The organism is Klebsiella sp. 2019SCSN059, from assembly GCF_021739525.1.
Classification (GTDB): domain Bacteria; phylum Pseudomonadota; class Gammaproteobacteria; order Enterobacterales; family Enterobacteriaceae; genus Klebsiella; species Klebsiella quasipneumoniae.
In genome coordinates this window covers 111,669-133,253 of record NZ_JAKKOM010000009.1, presented here as the reverse complement: position 1 = coordinate 133,253, position 21,585 = coordinate 111,669, and the positions used below count along the sequence as shown (strand labels likewise).

Annotated in this window: 21 protein-coding genes; 8 read left to right on the top strand and 13 right to left on the bottom strand. The window is 62.3% G+C overall.

Annotated features, from left to right (window positions below):
* Nucleotides 1-35: 35 nt before the first annotated feature.
* From L2I46_RS12680 to pspA, 6 genes are all read right to left on the bottom strand, one after another.
* The gene (locus L2I46_RS12680) at nucleotides 36-1,097 is read right to left on the bottom strand and encodes a YcjF family protein (RefSeq protein WP_023289359.1); all 1,062 of its coding nucleotides are present in this window, start codon (nucleotides 1,095-1,097) and stop codon (nucleotides 36-38) included.
* On the bottom strand, nucleotides 1,094-2,491 hold the full coding sequence (locus tag L2I46_RS12675) for a YcjX family protein (protein WP_032452561.1): 1,398 nt from the start codon (nucleotides 2,489-2,491) through the stop codon (nucleotides 1,094-1,096). The genes L2I46_RS12680 and L2I46_RS12675 overlap by 4 nt, the downstream gene beginning before the upstream one ends.
* Nucleotides 2,492-2,593: 102 nt before the next feature.
* Nucleotides 2,594-2,812: a phage shock protein PspD gene (gene pspD, locus L2I46_RS12670; protein WP_002901915.1), complete on the bottom strand. Its 219-nt coding sequence runs from the start codon at nucleotides 2,810-2,812 to the stop codon at nucleotides 2,594-2,596.
* Nucleotides 2,813-2,840: 28 nt separating this feature from the next.
* The gene (gene pspC / locus L2I46_RS12665; protein ID WP_004203911.1) at nucleotides 2,841-3,200 is read right to left on the bottom strand and encodes an envelope stress response membrane protein PspC; all 360 of its coding nucleotides are present in this window, start codon (nucleotides 3,198-3,200) and stop codon (nucleotides 2,841-2,843) included.
* Nucleotides 3,200-3,424, bottom strand: a complete 225-nt coding sequence (pspB, locus tag L2I46_RS12660; RefSeq protein ID WP_023289357.1) for an envelope stress response membrane protein PspB — start codon at nucleotides 3,422-3,424, stop codon at nucleotides 3,200-3,202. Before pspB ends, pspC begins: the two co-directional genes overlap by 1 nt.
* 54 nt (nucleotides 3,425-3,478) lie before the next feature.
* Nucleotides 3,479-4,147, bottom strand: a complete 669-nt coding sequence (pspA, locus tag L2I46_RS12655) for a phage shock protein PspA (RefSeq protein ID WP_004203910.1) — start codon at nucleotides 4,145-4,147, stop codon at nucleotides 3,479-3,481.
* Between the two features lie 152 nt (nucleotides 4,148-4,299).
* Here pspA and pspF point away from each other — a divergent pair, with 152 nt between their 5' ends.
* A complete protein-coding gene (pspF, locus tag L2I46_RS12650; protein ID WP_072199080.1) occupies nucleotides 4,300-5,289 on the top strand; it encodes a phage shock protein operon transcriptional activator in 990 nt (329 codons plus the stop codon).
* Here the strand turns inward: pspF and L2I46_RS12645 are convergent.
* Together L2I46_RS12645 and L2I46_RS12640 are read right to left on the bottom strand one after the other, a co-directional pair.
* Nucleotides 5,280-6,671 carry an MFS transporter gene (locus L2I46_RS12645; RefSeq protein ID WP_050533916.1) on the bottom strand — a complete coding sequence of 464 codons (1,392 nt, stop codon included), beginning with the start codon at nucleotides 6,669-6,671 and terminating at the stop codon, nucleotides 5,280-5,282. The genes pspF and L2I46_RS12645 overlap by 10 nt on opposite strands.
* A 25-nt stretch (nucleotides 6,672-6,696) precedes the next feature.
* On the bottom strand, nucleotides 6,697-7,866 hold the full coding sequence (locus L2I46_RS12640; protein WP_065883016.1) for a M20 aminoacylase family protein: 1,170 nt from the start codon (nucleotides 7,864-7,866) through the stop codon (nucleotides 6,697-6,699).
* A 171-nt stretch (nucleotides 7,867-8,037) separates the two neighbouring features.
* Here L2I46_RS12640 and L2I46_RS12635 point away from each other — a divergent pair, with 171 nt between their 5' ends.
* Nucleotides 8,038-10,359: a helix-turn-helix domain-containing protein gene (locus L2I46_RS12635; RefSeq protein WP_236947905.1), complete on the top strand. Its 2,322-nt coding sequence runs from the start codon at nucleotides 8,038-8,040 to the stop codon at nucleotides 10,357-10,359.
* On the opposite strand, the gene L2I46_RS12630 is transcribed toward L2I46_RS12635, so the two are convergent.
* Nucleotides 10,326-11,168: a helix-turn-helix transcriptional regulator gene (locus tag L2I46_RS12630; protein WP_065806153.1), complete on the bottom strand. Its 843-nt coding sequence runs from the start codon at nucleotides 11,166-11,168 to the stop codon at nucleotides 10,326-10,328. The genes L2I46_RS12635 and L2I46_RS12630 overlap by 34 nt on opposite strands.
* Nucleotides 11,169-11,275: 107 nt before the next feature.
* Between L2I46_RS12630 and L2I46_RS12625 the strand changes: the two genes are divergently transcribed.
* The 6 genes from L2I46_RS12625 (at nucleotide 11,276) to sapF (ending at nucleotide 17,803) form a co-directional block, all read left to right on the top strand.
* Nucleotides 11,276-12,184: an SDR family oxidoreductase gene (locus tag L2I46_RS12625; RefSeq protein WP_236947912.1), complete on the top strand. Its 909-nt coding sequence runs from the start codon at nucleotides 11,276-11,278 to the stop codon at nucleotides 12,182-12,184.
* Nucleotides 12,185-12,517: 333 nt separating this feature from the next.
* The gene (gene sapA, locus L2I46_RS12620; protein WP_023289350.1) at nucleotides 12,518-14,161 is read left to right on the top strand and encodes an ABC transporter substrate-binding protein SapA; all 1,644 of its coding nucleotides are present in this window, start codon (nucleotides 12,518-12,520) and stop codon (nucleotides 14,159-14,161) included.
* A complete protein-coding gene (gene sapB, locus L2I46_RS12615; RefSeq protein WP_236947904.1) occupies nucleotides 14,158-15,123 on the top strand; it encodes a putrescine export ABC transporter permease SapB in 966 nt (321 codons plus the stop codon). The genes sapA and sapB overlap by 4 nt, the downstream gene beginning before the upstream one ends.
* The gene (gene sapC / locus L2I46_RS12610) at nucleotides 15,110-16,000 is read left to right on the top strand and encodes a putrescine export ABC transporter permease SapC (RefSeq protein ID WP_004151901.1); all 891 of its coding nucleotides are present in this window, start codon (nucleotides 15,110-15,112) and stop codon (nucleotides 15,998-16,000) included. The genes sapB and sapC overlap by 14 nt, the downstream gene beginning before the upstream one ends.
* The gene (sapD, locus tag L2I46_RS12605; protein ID WP_023289349.1) at nucleotides 16,000-16,992 is read left to right on the top strand and encodes a putrescine export ABC transporter ATP-binding protein SapD; all 993 of its coding nucleotides are present in this window, start codon (nucleotides 16,000-16,002) and stop codon (nucleotides 16,990-16,992) included. The genes sapC and sapD overlap by 1 nt, the downstream gene beginning before the upstream one ends.
* 1 nt (nucleotide 16,993) lies before the next feature.
* Nucleotides 16,994-17,803 carry a putrescine export ABC transporter ATP-binding protein SapF gene (gene sapF, locus L2I46_RS12600; RefSeq protein WP_004203898.1) on the top strand — a complete coding sequence of 270 codons (810 nt, stop codon included), beginning with the start codon at nucleotides 16,994-16,996 and terminating at the stop codon, nucleotides 17,801-17,803.
* Nucleotides 17,804-17,832: 29 nt separating this feature from the next.
* On the opposite strand, the gene L2I46_RS12595 is transcribed toward sapF, so the two are convergent.
* From L2I46_RS12595 to L2I46_RS12580, 4 genes are read right to left on the bottom strand one after another with little or no spacing between them, the layout of a single operon-like run.
* Nucleotides 17,833-19,332, bottom strand: coding sequence for an HAL/PAL/TAL family ammonia-lyase (locus L2I46_RS12595; protein ID WP_236947903.1), 1,500 nt, complete (start codon nucleotides 19,330-19,332; stop codon nucleotides 17,833-17,835).
* Nucleotides 19,329-20,123, bottom strand: a complete 795-nt coding sequence (locus tag L2I46_RS12590; RefSeq protein ID WP_017900863.1) for an ABC transporter ATP-binding protein — start codon at nucleotides 20,121-20,123, stop codon at nucleotides 19,329-19,331. Before L2I46_RS12590 ends, L2I46_RS12595 begins: the two co-directional genes overlap by 4 nt.
* 1 nt (nucleotide 20,124) lies before the next feature.
* Nucleotides 20,125-20,856, bottom strand: a complete 732-nt coding sequence (locus L2I46_RS12585; protein ID WP_023289347.1) for an ABC transporter permease — start codon at nucleotides 20,854-20,856, stop codon at nucleotides 20,125-20,127.
* Nucleotides 20,857-20,865: 9 nt separating this feature from the next.
* Nucleotides 20,866-21,585, bottom strand: a complete 720-nt coding sequence (locus L2I46_RS12580; protein ID WP_023289346.1) for an ABC transporter permease — start codon at nucleotides 21,583-21,585, stop codon at nucleotides 20,866-20,868.

Genomic DNA, 21,585 nt, shown 5'->3' with positions numbered 1-21,585 from the left:
CGAAACCGCCGCCCGGCGATGTCTCTGAGCGGAGGTTACTTCTCCGGACTGGTTTTGCTTTTCTGCAGGGTCTCTTTCAGCTGCCCAATCAGCTCGCGACGAAAATCGCCGAGCCGCGGTTTATCATCGGCGATCCACGGCAGCGGGCGGCACAGCTCCATCGCCTTGATACCAAGGCGGGCGGTAAGCAGACCGGCGCCGATGCCCTGCGCGGCGCGCGCCGACAGCCGGGCCGCCAGATCCTGCGACATCCAGTCCATGCCCACCTCGCGCACCAGTTCGCTGGCGCCGGCGAAAGCGATATTCAGCAGCACCAGGCGAAACAGACGCAGGCGGCTGTAATACCCCAGCTCAATGCCGTACAGGGTGGCAATTCGGTTGATCAGCCGCAGATTGCGCCAGGCGATAAACGCCATATCCACCAGCGCCAGCGGACTGACGGCGATCATCAGCGTCGACTCCGCCGCCGAACGGCTGATTTCCCGCCGCGCCTGGGCATCGAGCACCGGCTGCACCAGCTGGGCATAGAGGCTGACCACTTCCCGGTCGCTTTGCGTTTCGTGGATGGCGGCATACCAGCGCTGCAGCGCCGGATGCGACTGATCCAGACCCGCCTGCTGCGCCAGCTTCTCACAGAAGGATTTCGCTTTGCCGACCGCGTGACTGTGCAGCATATCGCGGGCTTCATCGCGTTCGTGGGCGCGCTGGCGCAGTCGCCACAGGCGGCGCCACTCGGTGGCCACCGATCCGACGCCGGCGCCGACGATCAGCGCCCCGGCAGCGCAGCCGCCCAGCGCAATCCAGTCCTGCGTCTGCCAGGCGTTGGCGGTCCACTGCACTCCTTGCGCCACGACGCTGACGCCGAAGATCGCCAGGCCAGCGCTGACCATCCGCCGCCACAGACTGCGTTTCGGCCGCAGCACCGACTCCACCACCGCCTCTGCCGCCCCCTCTTCCTCTTCGCCGGTCACCAGAAGCGCCGGCGCGAAGTTGTCGGCTTCCCGTCGGTCGAAGGCGCGGGCGCTTTTCAGCGGCGGCGTTTTTTCCGCCTGCAGCGGGCCATCAAAATCAATCCGCGGTTTTAACGGTTCGCTCATCGCAGTTTATCTCCAATCAAAAATTCCAGCGCCGCGTCGAGGCGAATGTGCGGCAAGGGCCGATCGACATCCATGACCTGCGGACGAAAGTTTTCAAACTGAAATCCCTGCTGCTGCCAGAAGGCCTGCCCCGGCAGGCGCGCCGGCACCTCGCCGGGATAGATGGTCAACGGCTGGCCGTCGCTCAGCCGATTGCCGCGCAGGGCGGGGATTTTCTCGCCGTTCAGCTCAATCAGCCCGCTCTGGGTCGCCTGAATGGACGCCAGCCCCAGGCAATCCATACTGATCCCCTCGAAGGCGGCATTCTGCCACGCGTCCTGGATCAGCTGCTGCAGGAGCGACACCATATTGCTGTGCTGATCTACCGTGACGTGGTCGGCTTTGGTGGCGGCGAACAGCAGCTTGTCGATGACCGGCGAAAACAGCCGGCGGAACAGGGTGCGCTGCCCGTAATGGAAGCTTTGCATCAGCTGGGTCAGCGCCAGGCGCATATCGTTAAACGCCTGCGGCCCGCTGTTCAGCGGCTGCAGGCAGTCCACCAGCACAATCTGTCGGTCGAAGCGCAGGAAGTGCTCTTTGTAGAACCCCTTCACCACCTTTTCGCAGTAGTACTTGTAGCGTTCGCGCAGCATGCCGGCGTTGCTGTGTTTATCGGCCTGCGCCAGCTTGGCTTCGCCGACGGCATCGACGTCAGGCCATGGGAAAAACTGTAGCGCCGGCGCGCCGGCCATTTCGCCGGGCAGGACAAAGCGTCCGGGCTGGATAAAGTGCAGCCCTTCACGCTTACAGGCGTGCAGATAATCCGTCCAGGCGGCGGCGATCTCGGCCAGCCGGGCCTCGTCGGCAGGGGCCAGCGGATCCAGCCCGGCGCACAACTGCCGCCAGCGGGTCGACCACTCCGCACGCTGTCCCTGCAGGAGTCCGGTCATCTGCCGCGACCAGCTCAGATAATCCTGCGCCAGCATCGGCAGATCGAGCAGCCACTCGCCCGGGTAGTCGACGATCTCCAGATACAGCGTGGAGGTGTCTTTAAAATGGCGCAGCAGGGAGTCGTTGGAACGGTAGCGCAGCGCGAGACGGATCTCGCTAACGCCGCGCGTCGGGGTTGGCCACATGGGGGGCTGGCCGTACAGCTGGGCCAGCCCTTCATCGTAGGTGAATCGCGGAATGCCGAAGTCCCGCTGCGGTACGCGCTTGACGCCGAGCAGTCGCTCTTCGCGCGCAGCGCTCAGCAGCGGCAGGCGGGCGCCGGTGTGAATATTCAGCAGTTGGTTGACCAGCGCAGTGATAAACGCCGTTTTGCCACTGCGGCTCAGGCCGGTCACCGCCAGCCGTAAATGCCGGTCAACCCCGCGGTTGACCAGCGCATTCAATTCAGTTTTCAGTCGCTTCATCGCCAGTCCGTTATGCCCTGAAGGTGTGTCTCGTCATCATAAGCTATCTGCCGGGGATAAGCAGGAGAACGTTAATCCTTTTGCGCCTTCCCCACGGCGGCGTTATTTCATCCCGCGCGTGACGCGGTTGGCCAGCCGGCTGAGCAGCGGCTCCAGCGCCACCGCCAGCAGCATTTTCAGCGGCCGTCGCGCGACCGATTTGACCGCCCAGCCGGCAACGCCCGCCGGGCCATAACGCAGCGCGGTCAGCAGCGCCAGCTTACCGACGATTTTCAGGCCGGGCTTAACCTGCTGCCCGGCGCGTTGCCATTTGCTATTCATGCGTTGCCTCACTCGTTAACAACAGGATTTACAGCTGACGAAAGCGGCTGCGCAGCGTGAAGGTGTCGGAGGTGACGTACCGTTCCATCTCACGCAGACGCTGTTCGCCGGAGGCCAGTTCGGCATCCACGGCGGCCAGCAGATCGCCATTGCTCGGCGCTTTGTGGCCGTAAAGCTCACTGTCCGGCATCGGGTCCAGGGCGAAGGTCAGAATGATGTAGGCCACCAGGACGAAGAAAAAGAGGCCAAAAATCATCGCCAGCACGGTAATCAGGCGCACCAGCTTCACCGGGACATCAAGATGTTGAGCAATACCCGCGCAGACGCCCTTGACCATCCCGCGCTGCGGGATACGCCACAGTTTTTTATTCAGATCCAGTCCAGCCATTATTTGTCTCTCCAGTTCGGATGTTCGGCATCCAGGATCGCTTCCAGCGCCTGAATGCGCTCGCGCATCCGCTTCGCGTCATCGGTCAACTGCAGCAGCCGTTGCTGCTCATTTTGCGTCAGCGTCCCGTTGGCGCCGCGATTGTTGTAGTGCAGCCACAGCCAGACCGGCAGAACAAACAGCACAAACAGCGTCAACGGAATGGCGAGAAAAAGCATGCTCATGTGTACTCCTTACAGGGGGTGAGCCGCGGCGCAACGCCGCGCCGCGCAATCTACTTACTGGTTGGACTGATTCATTTTGGCTTTCAACGCCGCCAGCTGCTCGCTGATTTCATCGTCCGCTTTCAGTTCGGCAAACTGCTGATCCAGCGTCTGCTGCTTGCCAAAGCGGTGACTTTCCGCTTCCGCTTCCATCTGATCGATGCGACGTTCAAAGGATTCAAAGCGCGCCATCGCCTCATCCAGTTTACCGCTGTCCAGCTGGCGACGCACATCGCGGGACGAACTCGCCGCCTGATGACGCAGCGCCAGCGCCTGCTGACGGGCGCGGGTTTCGCTGAGTTTGTTCTCCAGCTCGCCAATCTCTTTCTTCATGCGCGCCAGCGTTTCATCCACCAGCTGCACTTCGTGGTCCAGCTGAGCAATAAGGTCGGTCAGCTTCTGTTTTTCGATCAGCGCCGCCCGGGCCAGATCCTCTTTCTCTTTGCGCAGGGCCAGCTCGGCCTTTTCCTGCCATTCCGCCTGCTGGGCGACCGCCTGCTCAATACGACGGGTCAGCTGTTTCTTTTCCGCCAGCGCGCGGGCCGACGTGGAACGTACCTCAACCAGCGTGTCTTCCATCTCCTGGATCATCAGACGCACCAGCTTTTGCGGGTCCTCGGCTTTCTCCAGCAGGGAGTTGATGTTGGCGTTCACGATGTCGGCAAAACGAGAAAAAATACCCATAATTTCAGTCCTCATAGTTCTGGTTGCAGGCATTCACCTGTGGCTTAGCTAATACAAATGGCGTGCCAACTTTTTATCTTATTGATTTTAAACAGAGTGGTTGCGAATTATGCAGGGCATTGCTACAGTCACCTGGTTAATCACACTACTTAATGGCGAAATTCATCATGGCGCAGTACAAGGATAATTTGCTGGGCGAGGCCAACAGCTTTCTCGAGGTGCTGGAACAAGTTTCCCGGCTGGCTCCGCTGGACAAACCGGTGCTGGTCATCGGCGAGCGCGGTACCGGGAAAGAGCTTATCGCCAACCGTCTGCACTACCTCTCCGCCCGCTGGCAGGGGCCGTTTATCTCGCTGAACTGCGCGGCGCTGAATGATAACCTGCTCGATTCGGAGCTGTTTGGCCACGAAGCCGGGGCCTTCACCGGCGCCAGCAAGCGCCATCCCGGACGCTTCGAGCGCGCCGACGGCGGGACGCTGTTTCTCGATGAGCTGGCGACGGCCCCGATGCTGGTGCAGGAGAAGCTGTTAAGAGTGATTGAATATGGCGAGCTGGAGCGCGTGGGCGGCAGCCAGCCGCTGCAGGTCAACGTCCGGCTGGTGTGCGCCACCAACGCCGACCTGCCGCGGATGGTGGAGGAAGGCCATTTCCGCGCCGACCTGCTCGACCGTCTGGCCTTCGACGTGGTGCAGCTCCCGCCGCTGCGCGAACGGCAGAGCGACATCATGCTGCTAGCCAACCAGTTTGCCATTCAGATGTGCCGCGAGCTCGGTCTGCCGCTGTTTCCCGGCTTCAGCGAACGAGCCACCGCCACGCTGCTCGGCTACCGCTGGCCGGGAAATATTCGTGAACTGAAGAACGTCGTCGAGCGCTCGGTCTATCGCCACGGCGACAGCGAGCACGAGCTGGACGCCATTATCCTCAACCCTTTCCGTCAGTCCGCGGCCTCCGTGCCGGAGGCCGCGTCCGGGGACGAACTGCCCGCCCTGCCGCTGGATCTCCGCGATTTTCAGCTACAGCAGGAAAAACGCCTGCTGCAGCGGAGTCTGCAGCAGGCGAAGTATCATCAGAAGCAGGCGGCGGAGCTGTTAGGCTTAACCTATCATCAGCTCCGCGCGCTGCTGAAAAAGCATCAGCTGTGAGAGGCGCGCGGCAGCAGCAGTGCGCTTACCGCCATCGCCCCCAGGCATAAGGCGGCGTTGAACCACAGGGCATATTGGGCGGCATGGGCCATACCGAGCGGCAAAAACAGCGCGAAAAGTGACGCCGTCACGGCAATCCCCATCGCCCCGCCCAGCGAGCTGCCCATCTTGTAGATACCCGAGGCGACGCCAATTTTGTTCTCCGGCGCGTTGGCCACCGCCGTATCCGTTGACGGCGTGGCGTAGCAGCCCAGCCCAAGGCCGAACAGCACATTGCTGCCGAACACCACGCCGATATAAAGCGCCTTATCGAGAAAGGTGCAGGATATCAGGCCGATGGCGATGGCGGTCAGCACCGGGCCGGCCATCATCGGCAGCCGGGCGCCGTAGCGCTGCAGCAGCTTCTCGCCGACCCGGATCATCGCCAGGACGGTGACCAGATAGCCGAGGGTCATCATTCCACTCTCCAGCGGCGTCAGGTGGTGCCCCTGCTGCAGCCAGATGCTGGCGATCATCATGGTGCCAATCGCCCCGTTGAGCAGAAAGTTAGACAGCACCGCCGCGCCGTACGCCCGGTTGCGAAACAGCGCAAAATCGATCAGCGCCGCCTCGCCTTTGCGCAGCCCGCTGCGAATAAACACCGCGCCAGCGATCAGCGCCCCCGCCAGCATGCTCAACGACAGCGGACTGCTCCAGCCCCAGCCGTGGCCTTTGCTGATAAACAGATTCACCAGCACCAGCCCGGCGATAAGGCTCAGCAGGCCGCCAACGTCCAGCTTCTGCTGGCTGGCGCTGGCGCTGCGGCTCTCCGGCGTGCCGCGCAGTAACGCCAGCGCCGCCAGGGCAACGGCGATGGAAAAGACAAAGATCCAGCGCCAGCCCAGGCCGGTGGCGATAGCTCCGCCGACGAAGGAGCACAGGCCGCTGCCGCCCCACGAGCCGATGACCCAGAAGCTGACCGCCCGCTGACGCGCGCGCCCCTGGTACCAGGTCTTAATCAGCGCCAGCGTCGCCGGCATAATGCACGCCGCTGACAGCCCCTGCAGCACCCGGCCGGCGAGGAACAGCCCCGGCCCCTGGGCCAGTACCAGCATGGCGCTGCCGGCGATGCTCAGCCCCAGCCCGAGGGTGGTCATTCGCATGCGGCCAAACTTGTCCGCCAGGCCGCCGCTGGCCACCACGAAACAGCCGCTGAACAGCGCGCTGAGGCTGACGGCCAGGGTTAAGGTCTCAAGAGAAATATCAAGACTGCTTTTCATCGCCGGCACGACGTTGATCACCGACTGGGCAAACAGCCAGAAGGTTAAAACGCTCAGCACAATCCCCACCAGCAGACGATCGCTGCCGACATAGGGGGTGTCGCTTACGGTGACAGTGCTCATTGCATGGCCCTCCCGTTTCCGGTGATTAACGCAGATAGTGTTCCGTCAGGCCGCACCACAGCGCCGCGCCGCTAAGCAACAGCGCGTCGTTGAAGTCATAGCCCGGGTTATGCACCATGCAGCGATCCGGCTCGTCGCCAGCGCCGATAGTGAAATAACTGCCGTGGGGGTGCTGCTCCAGCATGAAGGCGAAATCTTCACTGCCCATAAACGGCTTCACCTCGCCCACCTGCTCTGCGCCAAACAGTGCTGTGGCCACCTCCCGCACCATGGCGTTGGCCGCCGGATCGTTACGTAATACCGGGCTGCCGTTGACGTGGGTCAGCGTAGCCGTGGCGTTAAAGCTCTCCGCCTGAGCCACGGCAATATCATGGATCCGCTGCAGCACGGTCTCGCGTACCTGCTCATTGAGGGTGCGCACCGTGAGCTTCATCAACACATGATCGTTAATGATATTGGGCGCATGTCCGGCCTGGATGCTGCCGACGGTCACGACCGCTGGCTCAAACGGGGTGATATTGCGCGAGACGATGGACTGCAGCGCGAGGGTAATATGGCAGGCCACCAGCGTGGCATCCACCGTATGCTCCGGTACCGCGCCGTGGCCGCCAACGCCCTTCACTTCAATATGCAGCGTATCGGAGGAGGCCATCATCGCCCCGTCGCGCAGACCGATTTTACCCAGCGGCTGACCCGGCATATTGTGCAGGCCGAAGATGGCGTCGCAGGGGAACTGGTCAAACAGACCGTCCTCGACCATCACCCGCCCGCCGTACAGCAACTCTTCCGCGGGCTGGAAAATCAGCTGCAGCGTCCCGTTAAACTGGCGGGTGCGCGCCAGATATTCAGCCGCGTAGAGCAGCGTGGTGGTGTGCCCGTCATGGCCGCAGCCGTGAAAGCGCCCGTCAACCTGGCTTGCCCACGGCTTCCCGCTCCGCTCCTGCATCGGCAGGGCATCCATATCCGCCCGCAGACCGAGGCGTTTTTCCCCGTGGCCGACGCGCAGCGTACCCACCACCCCGGTGCCCGCCAGGCCGCGATGAACCTCGTATCCCCATTCGCCAAGCAGTCGGGCGACCTCGCTGCTGGTCTGATGCTCTTCAAAGCCGATCTCCGGCTGCTGGTGGAACTGGCGACGTAAGGCAATAAATTGCGCCTCGTTGACCTGCAAGGCTTCAAGCAACGGATGTGTCATTTTTGTTATTCCTGTGTTGTGTTTGCACGACACTTTCGAGTTTATGCGGGTGAAACAGCTTTCAGGCGCGCTTTTTTGTTTTATATTGACGAGAAATGAATGAGTGTTTTTCATACATATCGGTTATGACAAAAAACAACCGGTTGCTTTTTGTCTACAGAGGAGAACCATGTGGAGCAGCATTCAGGCGACTTTAGCGTCACCGTGCGCGATGTGCGTCAGCTAAGCCAGCCGGAGAGCGATCTGCTGACGCTGCTGTGGGTGCTGGAGGGGAGCGTAAATCTGGCGGAGGCGGAAGGTGCGCCGCAGCAGCTTGCCGTCGACGGGCTGGCGATCGTTAACCGCAACCGTCGCTGGAGCCTGCGCAGCGCCGGGGGCAACGCGGTGATGATCCTCACCCTCTCCGCCAGCTGGCTGGCCCGCCTCGACAACGCCTTTTTTGCCGTCGACTACCAGATATCGCCGCGCACCCGCGATGCCGATGACGGCCTGCGCCGCCTGATGCGCCAGCTGCTGGTGAGCGGCCTGGTCAATCATCCCGGCCATTACCGGCTGGAGGCCAACCGTTGGCTGAGTGAGATAGCGCTGCTGCTGGCCACGCGCTTCAGCCAGCCCATTGCCTTCACGCCACGGCGCGATGCTGAAAAATGGAGCCGGAGGATAGCCAGCGTAGTGGCGCGGATCGACGCCAACTATCAGCGCCGTCTCTCTTTACAGGAGGTGGCGGCCGCCGAGTTTGTCTCCGAGGCCTGGCTGTCACGCCTGTTTCACAAGGAGGTTGGCGTCAGTTTTGTTCAGTACCTCACCGCGCTGCGCCTGCGCCACGCCGCCGATCAGCTGTTAACCACCCGCAAACCCGTTCAGCAAATTGCCCGCGAGCAGGGGTTCGCCAGCACGCGGATGATGAGCGACCTGTTTAAGCGCCACCATCGGGTGACGCCGCGCCAGTATCGCGAGCGGTCCCCCCGGGAGCCGGGCCGACCGCGCCCGCCGCAGGGCGATCGCTGGCAGCCGGTGGCCGTGGACCGGCTCTACGCCCGCCTTAATGAGCCGGAACAACGCGACCGGGAGAGTCAGCCGCTGTTGATCAATCCGCCGCAAACCCGGGAGATCAACCTGCACCAGCGACCGGCGCGCGCCGCGGTGCTGCGCCATACCCGGATGGTGGTGACCGTGCGCGAGCTGGACGATCTGCTGCGGGAGGACGTGCGCCGCGAACTGGAGCAGTTGCACCGCGCCCTGCCGGTGTATGCCATTGATATCAACGATGCCTTTCTCAGCAGCCGCCTGTTCGGCACCGGCTGGGACGATCCGCAGATGGCTGGCTACGCCTGCTGGTACAACCTGCAGCAGATCTTCAGCTGGCTGGCGGCGATGGGCTGGCAGGTGATCCTGCATACCGGGGTCACCACCCGCAGCGATCTGCTGCAGCGCTTCCTGCAACTCGCCGCCAACCATTTTCCACCGACGACGCTCAGCAGCTGGCGCTTTGTCTGGCACTGGTCGCCGCAGGCCAGCGAAGCGGCCCGCCAGGCGGCCTGGCGGCAGCAGCGCGAGGTTCTTCACCGTCTGCTGCCGCAGCCGCAGCTGGGGATCTGGCACCGCTTTGCCGCCAGCGCGCCCGGGGACGATCCGCTGTTCCACTCGCCGCTGCTGGCGGAAGCCGATTTTCTCGCCTGCCAGGCGGATGCCAACGAACGGCTGGATCTGGCTCAGGCGGACAGCAGCAGTCTGGCCTCCAGCGAGCACTATCCGGCGCATAAGCTGCGACAGATCCACAGCGCCCTGCGTCAACGGCAGCTTAACCTGCCGCTATGGCTGCTCTCGTGGAATACGCTGACCGGCGATACGCGGGACACCAACGGGCGCTTTTTTCGCGGCGCGCTGTTGATGGATAATCTGCTGGGGGTCGCGGACCAGGTCTGGCTGGCGGGCTTCTGGTTAAACTCCGGCCTCCAGGGCGAAGCCCGCGCCAACGGCAAGCTGGATACCTCCAGCCTGGCGCTGCACTATCTGCACGGGCTGCCACGCCCGGTTTACTGGGTGCTGTGGCTCTGGCGACGGCTGCGCGGCGAGATCCTGTTTCACGACAAAAACCTGCTGCTGTTCCATCACCAGGGGCACTACCAGCTGCTGCTGCGCAATACGGTGGTCTACAACCCCTGGCTCTCCAGCGAAGCGGCTTTTATTCAACGCTTCAGCCAGCCGTACAGTGTGCGGCTGCAGGGGCTCAAGGGCCGCTGGCGCATCAAACAGCACCTCTTCGATCAGCACCACGGCGCGCTGTTCCCGCTGGTGGACGCCTTTCGCAGCCGCAGCGGCCCCGACGCCGAAGATTATCAGTGGCTGATGCATCAGGCCCGTCCGGCGCTCAGCGTGGAGGAAGCCCGACTTGACGGCCACTGGCTGCGGGTCGACTCGCTGGAGAGCAACGCCCTGGCCCTGTACGAATTTACCCCTCAGTACTCCCCCGATGAGGATCCCGACGCCTGAAGCAAACCGTGAATTTTGCGCTGGCTCTCCGTCGTCGCCGGGTTGAAAACCAGTAGCGACAGATCGGGGCGGCCCTCCACGGCAAAAGAGGTGAACTCCAGATCGAGCGGGCCCATCTGCGGGTGGTGAATGCGCTTATAGCCCTCGCCGTGGCCGGCGACGTCGTGGCTTTGCCAGAAACGGGCGAACTCGACGCTCTGCTGGCTGAGCTCCGCGATCAGCTGGTCAGTTTCCCTCGTGGCGCCCATCCGCGTGACGTCGGCGCGAAAGGCATTAACGATAAGCTGCCCCACCGTCTGCCAGTCCTCCAGGGTGCAGCGGGCCTCAGGCCGGGTAAACAGGCGCCGCAGCACGTTGCGCTCCGCCAGCGGCAGCTGGCCGTAGTCGGTCAGCACCCTGGCCGCCGCCGCGTTCCAGGCGATCACGTCCCAGCTGGCGGTACGGATAATCGCCGGAATGGCGAAGGCATCAAGCACCCGCTGTAGCCGCGGCGTCATATCATCCGTGATCGTCAAACGGGTCTGCGGCGGATGGCCGAAGGCGAGTATAAACAGATGTTCGCGCTCCGGGGTGGTCAGCCGAAGACCGCGGGCGATCCGCTCCAGCACCTCGCGGGAAGGCGCCCCGCCGCGCCCCTGTTCAAGCCAGGTATACCAGGTCGGGCTGATGCTGGCGAGCTGGGCGACCTCTTCACGGCGCAGGCCCGGCGTGCGCCGGCGTCCCGCCGGGAAGCCAAACGTTGCCGGGTCGAGACGCTGGCGCCTGGCGCGGAGAAAATCACCTAAAGCATGATTGTCAGAAGTGTTCATCATCTGCCTGTAAGTCTGCCTGTTAGAATTTATACCCCGATAATGTCTCTACTTTTATAGTATGACATCGCGGGTAGGATACGCCTGATAACCCGTTCAGGAGGTTCATAATGCGTATATTTCTTACCGGCGCGAGCGGATTTATCGGCTCGCGTATTCTTCCGGCGCTGCAGGCGTCGGGCCATCAGGTTATCGGCCTCGCGCGCAGCGACGCCACGGCGCAGGCCCTGGAAGCGGCAGGGATCGAGGTGCGCCGCGGCACGCTGGACGCCCCCGATTCGCTGCTGGCGGGCGTCGAGAGCGCCGACGCGGTGATCCATACCGCTTTCGACCACGACTTCAGCCGCTTTGCCGCCAACTGCGAGAAAGACCGCCAGGCGATCCTCACCATCGGCCAGGCGCTGCGGGGCAGCGCGCGGCCGCTGGTCATCACCTCCGGCACGCTGATGGGCGACGACGGGAGCGGCGCCCCGGCCCGCGAGTCGTGCTTTAACGCCGCGCACCCCAGCCCGCGGACCGCCTCAGAACTTGCCGGCCAGCAGCTGCTGGAGGCGGGAGTGGACGTCCGGGTCGTTCGCCTGCCGCAGGTGCATGACACCGTGCGCCAGGGGCTGCTGACCAGCTATATCGAACGCGCGGTCGCCAGCGGCGCGGTGGCCTTGCGCGGCGAGGGGAACCACCGCTGGTCCGCCGCCCATGTCGATGACGTCGCGCGCCTGTACGTCAGCGCACTGCTGCAGGGCGCTGCGGGCGAGCGCTACCATGCGGTGGCTGAAGAGGGGATCGCATTACGGGAGATTGCCGCAGTCATCGCCCGGGGCTTAAATCTGCCGCTGACCCAGCTGGATGAGGAGCAGGCTGACGCCTGGTTCGGCTGGTTTGCCCCCTTTACCGCCCTTGACCTGCGCGCCAGCTCGGCATGGACTCGCGAGCGATTGCAGTGGCAGCCGGTCGGCCCCGGGCTGCTGGAGGACTTGCGGGATATGGATTATCAAAAAGTGACGTTGTCACGATAAACAAAAACGTCCCCCCCTGTATGACATCCGACGGGTAGGGTTACCCGCCCGTCAGACCCTCTGCTTTCTCCCCGCTATACTGAATTTATCCCCGGCGTTAGCGTCGCTTCCACCGTCCGGTCAACCGCGGCCAAACAGAGCTGACTGGCGATATCGGCGATAAAAAGTTACCATGTTTCATTATACAGACTCGGTTCCGCGACTATTTTAATCAATTGACTGAATACTATACGCACCCGGTAACCGCATTATCCCTCAGGCTTGTTGAAGGCGGTGGTGAATGTCTATGAATCTTAATAAGATAGAGTTCAACTCTATAATCAAACAGAAAATATGCGCCTGAAATTGTCATCTCTCCTGGCAGCGGTTTCCCTGCTGTGTGGGCAGGCTTTTGCCGCCCCTGCGCTCCCCGACCGCGCCGATATTCGCGACAGCGGTTTCGTCTATTGCGTCAGCGGCCAGGTTAATACCTTTAATCCGCAGAAAGTGAGCAGCGGACTGATCGTCGATACGCTGGCCGCGCAGATCTACGATCGCCTGCTTGACGTCGACCCTTATACCTATCGGCTGGTCCCCGAGCTGGCGGAGAGCTGGGAAGTCCTCGATAACGGCGCCACCTACCGCTTTCACCTGCGCCGCCACGTCCCGTTTCAACGCACGGCATGGTTCTCCCCGACGCGGGATTTCAACGCCGATGACGTGATTTTCACCTTTGGCCGCATTTTTAACCGCGATCACCCCTGGCACAACGTCAACGGCAGCAGCTTCCCCTACTTCGACAGCCTGCAGTTTGCTGACAGCGTGGAGAGCGTCCGCAAGCTCGATAATCAGACCGTGGAGTTTCGCCTCAAGCGGCCGGATGCATCATTCCTCTGGCATCTGGCCACCCACTATGCGTCGATTACCTCCGCCGAATATGCCGCCCGCTTAACGCAGGACGATCGTCAGGAACAGCTCGATCGCCAGCCGGTGGGCACCGGCCCGTTCCAGCTGTCTGAGTACCGCTCCGGGCAGTATGTTCGCCTGCAGCGCCACCCCGGCTACTGGCGCGGCAAGCCGTTGATGCCGCAGGTGGTGGTTGACCTCGGCTCCGGTGGAACCGGCCGCCTGTCGAAACTGCTGACCGGCGAATGCGACGTGCTGGCCTGGCCGGCCGCCAGCCAGTTGACGATCCTGCGTGACGACCCGCGCCTGCGCCTGACGCTGCGTCCGGGGATGAACATTGCCTGGCTGGCCTTCAACACCGCCAAGCCGCCGCTGGACAACCCGGAGGTGCGCCACGCGCTGGCGCTGGCCATTAACAACCAGCGCCTGATGCAGTCTATCTACTATGGCACCGCGGAGACGGCGGCGTCGATGCTGCCGCGCGCCTCGTGGGCCTACGATAACGACGCTAAGATTACCGAATATAATCCCCAGGAGGCCCGCACCCGCCTGAAGGCCCTGGGGCTGGAAAATCTGACCCTCAAACTGTGGGTTCCCACCAGCTCGCAGGCGTGGAACCCCAGCCCGTTGAAAACAGCAGAGCTCATCCAGGCGGATATGGCGCAGATTGGCGTCAAGGTGATCATCATGCCGGTGGAGGGGCGCTTCCAGGAGGCGCGGCTGATGGACATGAACCATGACCTGACGCTCTCCGGCTGGGCGACGGACAGTAACGATCCGGACAGCTTCTTCCGGCCGCTGCTGAGCTGCGCGGCGATCGCCTCGCAAACCAACTTTGCCCACTGGTGTAACCGGGAATTTGATGACGTGCTGCAAAAAGCGCTGCTCTCGCAGCAGCTCTCCTCGCGGATGGACGCTTACAAAGAGGCCCAGCGCATCCTCGCTCGTGAACTGCCGGTCCTGCCGCTGGCCTCATCGCTGCGGTTGCAGGCCTATCGCTATGATATGAAAGGCCTGGTGCTTAGCCCCTTCGGTAACGCTTCGTTCGCTGGCGTATCGCGGGAGAAAACCGAAGAGGTGAAAAAACCATGATTATTTTTACCCTGCGCCGTCTGCTGCTGTTGCTGGTCACCCTCTTTTTTCTGACCTTTGTCGGCTTCAGCCTGAGCTACTTCACTCCCCATGCCCCGCTGCAGGGCGCGACCCTGTGGAATGCGTGGCTGTTCTGGTTTGAAGGGGTGCTGCACTGGGATTTTGGCGTCTCCAGCATTAACGGCCAGCTGATTTCCGAGCAGCTGCGCGAGGTGTTCCCGGCGACCATGGAGCTGTGCATCCTCGCCTTCGGCTTTGCCCTGCTGATTGGCATTCCGGTGGGGATGATCGCCGGCGTGATGCGCAACAAATGGCCCGATACCCTGATCAGCGCCGTCGCGCTGGTCGGTTTCTCGATCCCGGTCTTCTGGCTGGCGCTGCTCCTGACCCTCTTCTTCTCCCTGACCCTCGGCTGGCTTCCGGTCTCCGGCCGCTTCGACCTGCTGTATGAGGTGAAAAACGTCACCGGTTTCGCGCTGATTGACGCCTGGCTTTCGGACTCGCCGTGGCGCCATGAGATGATCGTCAGCGCCGCCCGGCATATGGTGCTGCCGGTGCTGACCCTGGCGGTAGCCCCCACTACCGAAGCGATCCGCCTGATGCGCATTAGCACCAGCGAGGTCTATGACACCAACTACGTCAAGGCGGCCGCCACCCGCGGCGTCTCGCGACGCAAAATTTTACTGCGCCACGTGCTGCACAACGCCCTGCCGCCGGTAATCCCGCGCCTCGGCCTGCAGTTTTCCACCATGCTCACCCTGGCGATGATCACGGAGATGGTGTTCAGCTGGCCAGGGCTGGGCCGGTGGCTTATCAACGCCATTCGTCAGCAGGACTACGCGGCGATCTCCGCGGGAGTGATGGTGATTGGCGCGCTGGTGATTATTGTCAACGTGATTTCCGATATTCTCGGTGCCATGGCTAACCCACTGAAACATAAGGAATGGTATGCCCTACGATAGCGTTTATCTGGAAAAGCGTCCGCCCGGCGCGCTGCGCACCGTATGGCGTAAATTCTATGGCGACACCACGGCGATGATCGGCCTGTACGGCTGCGCGGGGCTGCTGCTGCTTTGCGTCTTCGGCGGCTGGTTCGCCCCCTACGGCATCGACCAGCAGTTCCTCGGCTACCAGCTGCTGCCGCCATCGTGGTCGCGCTATGGGGAAGTCTCTTTCTTCCTCGGAACCGATGACCTGGGGCGCGATGTGCTCAGCCGACTGCTGAGCGGCGCGGCGCCGACCGTCGGCGGCGCTTTTGTCGTCACCCTCGGCGCCACGCTGTTTGGCCTGGTGCTGGGCGTCATTGCCGGATCGACCCACGGCCTGCGCTCGGCGGTGATGAACCATATCCTCGATACCCTGCTCTCCATCCCCTCGCTGCTGCTGGCGATCATCGTCGTCGCCTTTGCCGGGCCACACCTCAGCCATGCGATGTTTGCCGTCTGGCTGGCGCTGCTGCCGCGCATGGTGCGCTCCGTCTACAGCATGGTCCACGATGAGCTGGAGAAAGAGTACATCATCGCCGCCCGCCTCGACGGCGCGTCGACGCTGAATATTCTGCTGTTCGCCATCCTGCCCAATATCGCCTCCGGCCTGGTGACCGAGATCACCCGCGCCCTGTCGATGGCTATTCTGGATATCGCCGCGCTGGGCTTTCTTGACCTCGGCGCTCAGTTGCCTTCGCCGGAATGGGGAGCGATGCTGGGCGATGCGCTGGAGCTTATCTATGTTGCGCCGTGGACCGTGATGCTGCCCGGGGCCGCGATTATGCTCAGCGTACTGCTGGTCAACCTGCTGGGCGACGGTATTCGCCGGGCGATCATTGCCGGGGTAGAATAATGCCGTTACTCGATATTCGTCACTTAACCATCGAATTTAAAACCAACGAAGGCTGGGTAAAAGCCGTCGACCGCGTCAGCCTGACCCTGACCGAAGGCGAAATCCGTGGCCTGGTGGGGGAATCCGGCTCCGGGAAGAGCCTGATCGCCAAAGCTATCTGCGGCGTGACAAAAGACAACTGGCGGGTCACGGCCGACCGCATGCGTTTCGACGACATCGATCTGCTGCGGCTGTCGAACCGCGAGCGCCGGAAACTGATCGGCCACAACGTGTCGATGATATTCCAGGAGCCCCAGTCGTGCCTCGACCCCTCTGAGCGCATCGGCCAGCAGCTGATCCAGAGTATCCCTGGCTGGACCTACAAGGGCCGCTGGTGGCAGCGGCTGGGCTGGCGTAAACGTCGGGCCATCGAGCTGTTGCACCGCGTCGGGATTAAAGATCACAAAGACGCCATGCGCAGCTTCCCCTATCAGCTGACCGAAGGCGAATGCCAGAAGGTGATGATTGCCATCGCCCTGGCCAACCAGCCGCGCCTGCTGATCGCCGATGAACCGACTAACGCTATGGAGCCCACGACGCAGGCGCAGATTATCCGCCTGCTGACGCGGCTCAACCAGAACAACAACACCACCATTTTGCTGATCAGCCACGATCTGCAGATGCTCAGCAAATGGGCGGATAAAATCAACGTCATGTACTGCGGGCAGACGGTGGAGAGCGGGCCCAGCGAAGAGCTGATCACCCTGCCGCATCACCCCTACACCCAGGCGTTAATCCGCGCGATCCCGGATTTTGGCAGCGCCATGCCGCATAAAAGCCGTCTCAACACCCTGCCGGGGGCGATACCGCTGCTGGAGCAGCTGCCCATCGGCTGTCGGCTGGGGCCGCGCTGCCCGTACGCCCAGCGCGAGTGTATTGAAACCCCGCGTCTTACCGGGGCGCGCAATCACCTGTACGCCTGTCATTTCCCGCTGAACATGGAGAAAGAGTGAAATGGTCGAAACATTGCTGGAAGTGCGCCAACTCAGTAAGACCTTTCGCTATCGCACCGGCTGGTTTCACCGCCAGACGGTGGAGGCGGTTAAGCCGCTGAGTTTTACCCTGCGCGAACGGCAGACGCTGGCGATTATCGGCGAGAATGGCTCCGGAAAATCCACCCTCGCGAAGATGCTGGCCGGCATGGTGGAGCCCACCAGCGGCGAGGTGCTGATCGATGACCATCCGCTGACCTTCGGGGATTACTCCTACCGCAGCCAGAAGATTCGCATGATCTTTCAGGATCCGTCGACGTCGCTAAACCCGCGCCAGCGCATCTCGCAGATCCTCGATTTTCCGCTGCGGCTGAATACCGACCTCGACGCCGAAGCGCGGCAGAAACAGATCATCGACACCCTGCGCATGGTCGGCCTGCTGCCGGACCACGTCAGCTACTATCCCCATATGCTGGCCCCGGGTCAGAAGCAGCGTCTTGGCCTCGCCCGGGCGCTGATCCTGCGCCCGAAGGTCATCGTCTGCGATGAGGCGCTGGCCTCGCTGGATATGTCGATGCGTTCCCAGCTCATCAACCTGATGCTGGAGCTGCAGGAGAAACAGGGCATCTCTTACATCTATGTCACCCAGCACCTGGGAATGATGAAGCACATCAGCGATCAGGTGCTGGTGATGCATAACGGGGAAGTGGTTGAGCGCGGCAGCACCGCCGATGTGCTGGCCTCACCGCTGCATGACCTGACCCGACGCCTGATCGCCGGCCACTTCGGTGAGGCTCTCACCGCCGACGCCTGGCGCAAAGACGGCAAATAGCGCCGTCTCATTCACCTCGCCCGCTGACCTCACGCCGGCGCGTGGCCAGCGGTTCGCTTAAGGATGGCCACCGCGCTGGCGATGTCCGGCGCCAGCCAGCGATCGTCCTCCCAGCCAGGCACGCTTTCGCGCAGCAGGTCTCGCGCCCGGCGCGTGCCCGCCGCCAGCTTCTGCGGATCGTGAAAATCGAGCCCCTGGGCGGCGAGTAAATATTCGATGCCCAGGATCTGATAGAGGTTGCCCAGCAGGCGCTGCAGTTTCAGCGCTGCGCCGGTGCCCAGGCTTAAATGATCCTCCTGCAGACCCGAGGTAACAAAATTATCCAGCACCGCCGGCTGCGCCAGCTGCTTGTTTTCCGCGCACAACGACGCGGCGACGTACTGGGCAATCATCATGCCTGAATTCACGCCCGGTCGGGCGACCAGGAACGCCGGCAACCCGCTCACCAGAGGATTCACCAGCCGGTCAAGGCGTCGTTCAGCGATGGCGCCCAGCTCAGCCATAGCAATGGCCAGCAAATCGCAGGCCATCGCCACCGATTCGCCGTGCGGATGCGCCTGGGAGACCACCCGCCACTGCTCAACGGTTCCCAGGATCAGCGGATTATCAGTACAGGCGTTGAGTTCGATATTTATCTGCGTCTGCGCGTGGCTAAACTGATCGCGGCAGGCGCCATGCACCTGAGGCATCGAGCGAAGGCTTAGCGCATCCTGGGTGCGAAGTCCTTCACTTTCGGCCAGCAGACGGCTGTCCGCCAGTAGCTCACGCAGCCGCTGGCCGCTGGTCTGGATCCCGGGGCTGGCTTTCAGCGCCAGGATCTCGACATCGAATGCAACAAGCTGGCCGCGAAGCGCTTCAAAGCTCATCGCGCCGGTTACATCGGCCCAGTTCATTAAGCGCTCGGCGTCGTCTAACGCCAGACAGGCCAGACCGGTCATGCACGGCGTACCGTTGACCAGGCTCAGCCCCTCTTTCGCTCCCGGCGCGATGGGCTGCAGATCTAGCTGCGACAGGACCTCTGCCGCTGACCACGTTCGCCCCTGCCAGAGCACATCGCCAACCCCCATCAGGGCCAGGCCAATGTGCGCCATATGCGTTAAATAGCCAACTGACCCCTGGGAGGGCACCTGAGGGGTGACGCCATGCTGCAAAAACGCCAACAGCTGCTGCACTATCCCGGCGGAGATCCCGGATTTACCGTGGCTGAAATTGGCCACCGCGGCGCACATAATTGCCCGGGTTGGGGCGACCTCCAGCAACGGTCCCACCCCGCAGGCGTGGCTGAGCAACGTATTGCGCGACAGCTGGTGAAGCTGCGCTTCCGGCAGCGTAATATTGCACAGCGCCCCCAGCCCGGTGTTGATCCCATAGGCTACCTGGCCGGCTTTAACGATATGCTGGACAATCGCCCGCCCTTGCGCGATACGCGACCAGGCGCTGTCGCTGAGGCTCAAGGTCGCCTCGCCCCGCGCAACGCAAGCCACCTCCTGCCAGCGTATCGGCGCATCGCCCCACTGGATCATTTTCATACGACCTGTCCTGGCTGTTGGTGGCTGGAGATAAATTGCTTGAAGCGCGCGGACCCCTGGCTGCCAAACAGCGCCTCTGGCGCACCGTCGCAGTCAATCGTCCCCTGGTGCATAAAGACCACCCGGTTGGAAACATGGCGGGCGAATCCCAGCTCGTGGGTGACCACCAGCATCGTCCGTCCCTCCTCCGCCAGGCTGCGCATCACCTTTAGCACCTCGCCGACCAGTTCGGGATCCAGCGCTGAGGTAGGTTCATCAAAGAGCATGACGTCCGGCTCCATGGCCAGCGCGCGGGCTATCGCCACGCGCTGCTGCTGGCCGCCGGAGAGCTGCGCAGGATAGAAATCCTTTCGGTTCAACATCCCCACTCGCTCCAGCAACTGCTCAGCCTGTTCAATGCAGGTCCGTTTGTCCCGCTTGAGCACATAATGCGGCCCCTCAATGACATTCTGCAGAACCGTCATATGCGACCAGAGGTTAAAACTTTGGAAGACCATCCCCAGCCGCGAGCGCAGGCGCTCTATCTGCCGGGGGTTCGCCGCCAGCCGATGCCCACGGGCATGATGCTTCATTTCAATCGTCTCGCCGCCGACGCTGACCACTCCGGCATCGGGCGTTTCCAGCAGGTTAATGCAGCGCAGCAGCGTACTTTTACCGGAGCCGCTGGCGCCGAGGATCGAAATGACATCGCCCTGCTGCGCCTGGATGGTGATCCCCTTCAGGACATCCAGGGAGCCAAAGGACTTATGAATATCGCTGACCGATAAGGTCACCGGACGTGAATCGAGCATCTTACTCTCCTTTGGTTATCGGCTTGAGCGACACGGTCGCCGGATTTTGCCGGGTATGCGGGGTTAAACGCCGTTCAAGCAGGGCGTACAGCTGCACAATGATGAAATTGAGCAGCAGGTAGATGGCCGCCGCGCAGAGGAATACCTCCATCGTCCGGTAGGTACGCTGAATAATCTGTTGGGCCACCCCCGTGACGTCCCAGACGGTCACCAGGCTTGCCAGCGCCGTCGACTTGACCAATAAAATGGCCTCCGTGGAGTAGGCTGGCAGCGCATAGCGCAGCATCACCGGGGCAATGATCCGCCGCAGCAGCAGCCAGCGCGACATACCGCAAGCCTGGCCGGCTTCAATCTGGCCCGGCGGTATCGCCAGCAACCCGCCGCGCAGAATTTCCGCGGTATAGGCCGCCGTACAGAGCGCCAGCGCCAGAACGGCGCAGATAAAGGGTTCGCGCAGCAGCGGCCACAGGAAACTGTGGCGGATCACCCCAAACTGACCCAGCCCGTAATAAATGAGAAACAACTGGATCAGCAATGGCGAACCGCGAAAGATCAGGATATAGCCTTTGGCGAAACCGCTTGCCAGCGGCCAGCGGCTCATTCGCAGCGCCAGAACGCCAAGAGCCAACACGCCGCCGAGCAAAAAAGAGCAGATAAAGAGTCCCAGCGTCACCGGCAGCGCCGCGCCGAGCTTCAACAACGTCTCACCGAGAAAGGCAAAATCGATAATCATATGGGCTCCTTACGCCTGCGCGGCGCTGCGACGCAGCCAGGCGCGGTTCAGACGGCTCTCCGCCCGGGTAAACGCGCGGTTAGAGAGCAGCGTCAGGATCAAATAGCAGCCGCCGCCGATGAGATAGAACAGGAAATAATCGCGGGTAGAGCCAGCGGCAATCTGGCTGGCGCGCATCAGTTCAACCATCCCGGTCACCGATACCAGCGCCGAGTCTTTGAGGCTCATTTGCCAGACGTTGGACAAACCCGGCAGCGAATAACGGACAATCTGCGGCAACAGGATGCGCTGCAGGATCCGCCAGCGCGGCATGCCAATGGCGGAAGCCGCCTCCACTTCACCGGGCATCAGCGCCAGACGAGCAGCACGGTAGACTTCCGCCTGATACGAGGAGGAGATCAAGCCAATCGCCAGAGCGCCAATCAGAAATGGCGGAACCTCAATAAAGCCGTCTGCGCCAAACAGGCGCCCCAGCCATGAAATCATCCCTGAGCCGCCAAAATAAAACAGATAGATCACCAGTAATTCAGGGATACCGCGGAATACCACCGACCAGGCGGCGCCGAACCAGCGCGCTGGCGCGTGGCGGGACAGCTTCGCGGCGGCGATAACGCCGCCCACCCCCGCACCGACGGCCAGCGCCGCGAGCGACAGCAGCAACGTAGTCAGCGTTGCGCTGAGGATCAGCGTCCCCCACCCGTTTTCACCCAAACTCAGAAGATTTAACAT

Coding starts and splice junctions, on each gene's coding strand:
- L2I46_RS12680 (WP_023289359.1), bottom strand. CDS start 1,097: ATGAGCGAACCGTTAAAACCGCGGATTGATTTTGATGGCCCGCTGCAG.
- L2I46_RS12675 (WP_032452561.1), bottom strand. CDS start 2,491: ATGAAGCGACTGAAAACTGAATTGAATGCGCTGGTCAACCGCGGGGTT.
- pspD (WP_002901915.1), bottom strand. CDS start 2,812: ATGAATAGCAAATGGCAACGCGCCGGGCAGCAGGTTAAGCCCGGCCTG.
- pspC (WP_004203911.1), bottom strand. CDS start 3,200: ATGGCTGGACTGGATCTGAATAAAAAACTGTGGCGTATCCCGCAGCGC.
- pspB (WP_023289357.1), bottom strand. CDS start 3,424: ATGAGCATGCTTTTTCTCGCCATTCCGTTGACGCTGTTTGTGCTGTTT.
- pspA (WP_004203910.1), bottom strand. CDS start 4,147: ATGGGTATTTTTTCTCGTTTTGCCGACATCGTGAACGCCAACATCAAC.
- pspF (WP_072199080.1), top strand. CDS start 4,300: ATGGCGAAATTCATCATGGCGCAGTACAAGGATAATTTGCTGGGCGAG.
- L2I46_RS12645 (WP_050533916.1), bottom strand. CDS start 6,671: ATGAGCACTGTCACCGTAAGCGACACCCCCTATGTCGGCAGCGATCGT.
- L2I46_RS12640 (WP_065883016.1), bottom strand. CDS start 7,866: ATGACACATCCGTTGCTTGAAGCCTTGCAGGTCAACGAGGCGCAATTT.
- L2I46_RS12630 (WP_065806153.1), bottom strand. CDS start 11,168: ATGAACACTTCTGACAATCATGCTTTAGGTGATTTTCTCCGCGCCAGG.
- sapA (WP_023289350.1), top strand. CDS start 12,518: ATGCGCCTGAAATTGTCATCTCTCCTGGCAGCGGTTTCCCTGCTGTGT.
- sapB (WP_236947904.1), top strand. CDS start 14,158: ATGATTATTTTTACCCTGCGCCGTCTGCTGCTGTTGCTGGTCACCCTC.
- sapC (WP_004151901.1), top strand. CDS start 15,110: ATGCCCTACGATAGCGTTTATCTGGAAAAGCGTCCGCCCGGCGCGCTG.
- sapD (WP_023289349.1), top strand. CDS start 16,000: ATGCCGTTACTCGATATTCGTCACTTAACCATCGAATTTAAAACCAAC.
- sapF (WP_004203898.1), top strand. CDS start 16,994: ATGGTCGAAACATTGCTGGAAGTGCGCCAACTCAGTAAGACCTTTCGC.
- L2I46_RS12595 (WP_236947903.1), bottom strand. CDS start 19,332: ATGAAAATGATCCAGTGGGGCGATGCGCCGATACGCTGGCAGGAGGTG.
- L2I46_RS12590 (WP_017900863.1), bottom strand. CDS start 20,123: ATGCTCGATTCACGTCCGGTGACCTTATCGGTCAGCGATATTCATAAG.
- L2I46_RS12585 (WP_023289347.1), bottom strand. CDS start 20,856: ATGATTATCGATTTTGCCTTTCTCGGTGAGACGTTGTTGAAGCTCGGC.
- L2I46_RS12580 (WP_023289346.1), bottom strand. CDS start 21,585: ATGTTAAATCTTCTGAGTTTGGGTGAAAACGGGTGGGGGACGCTGATC.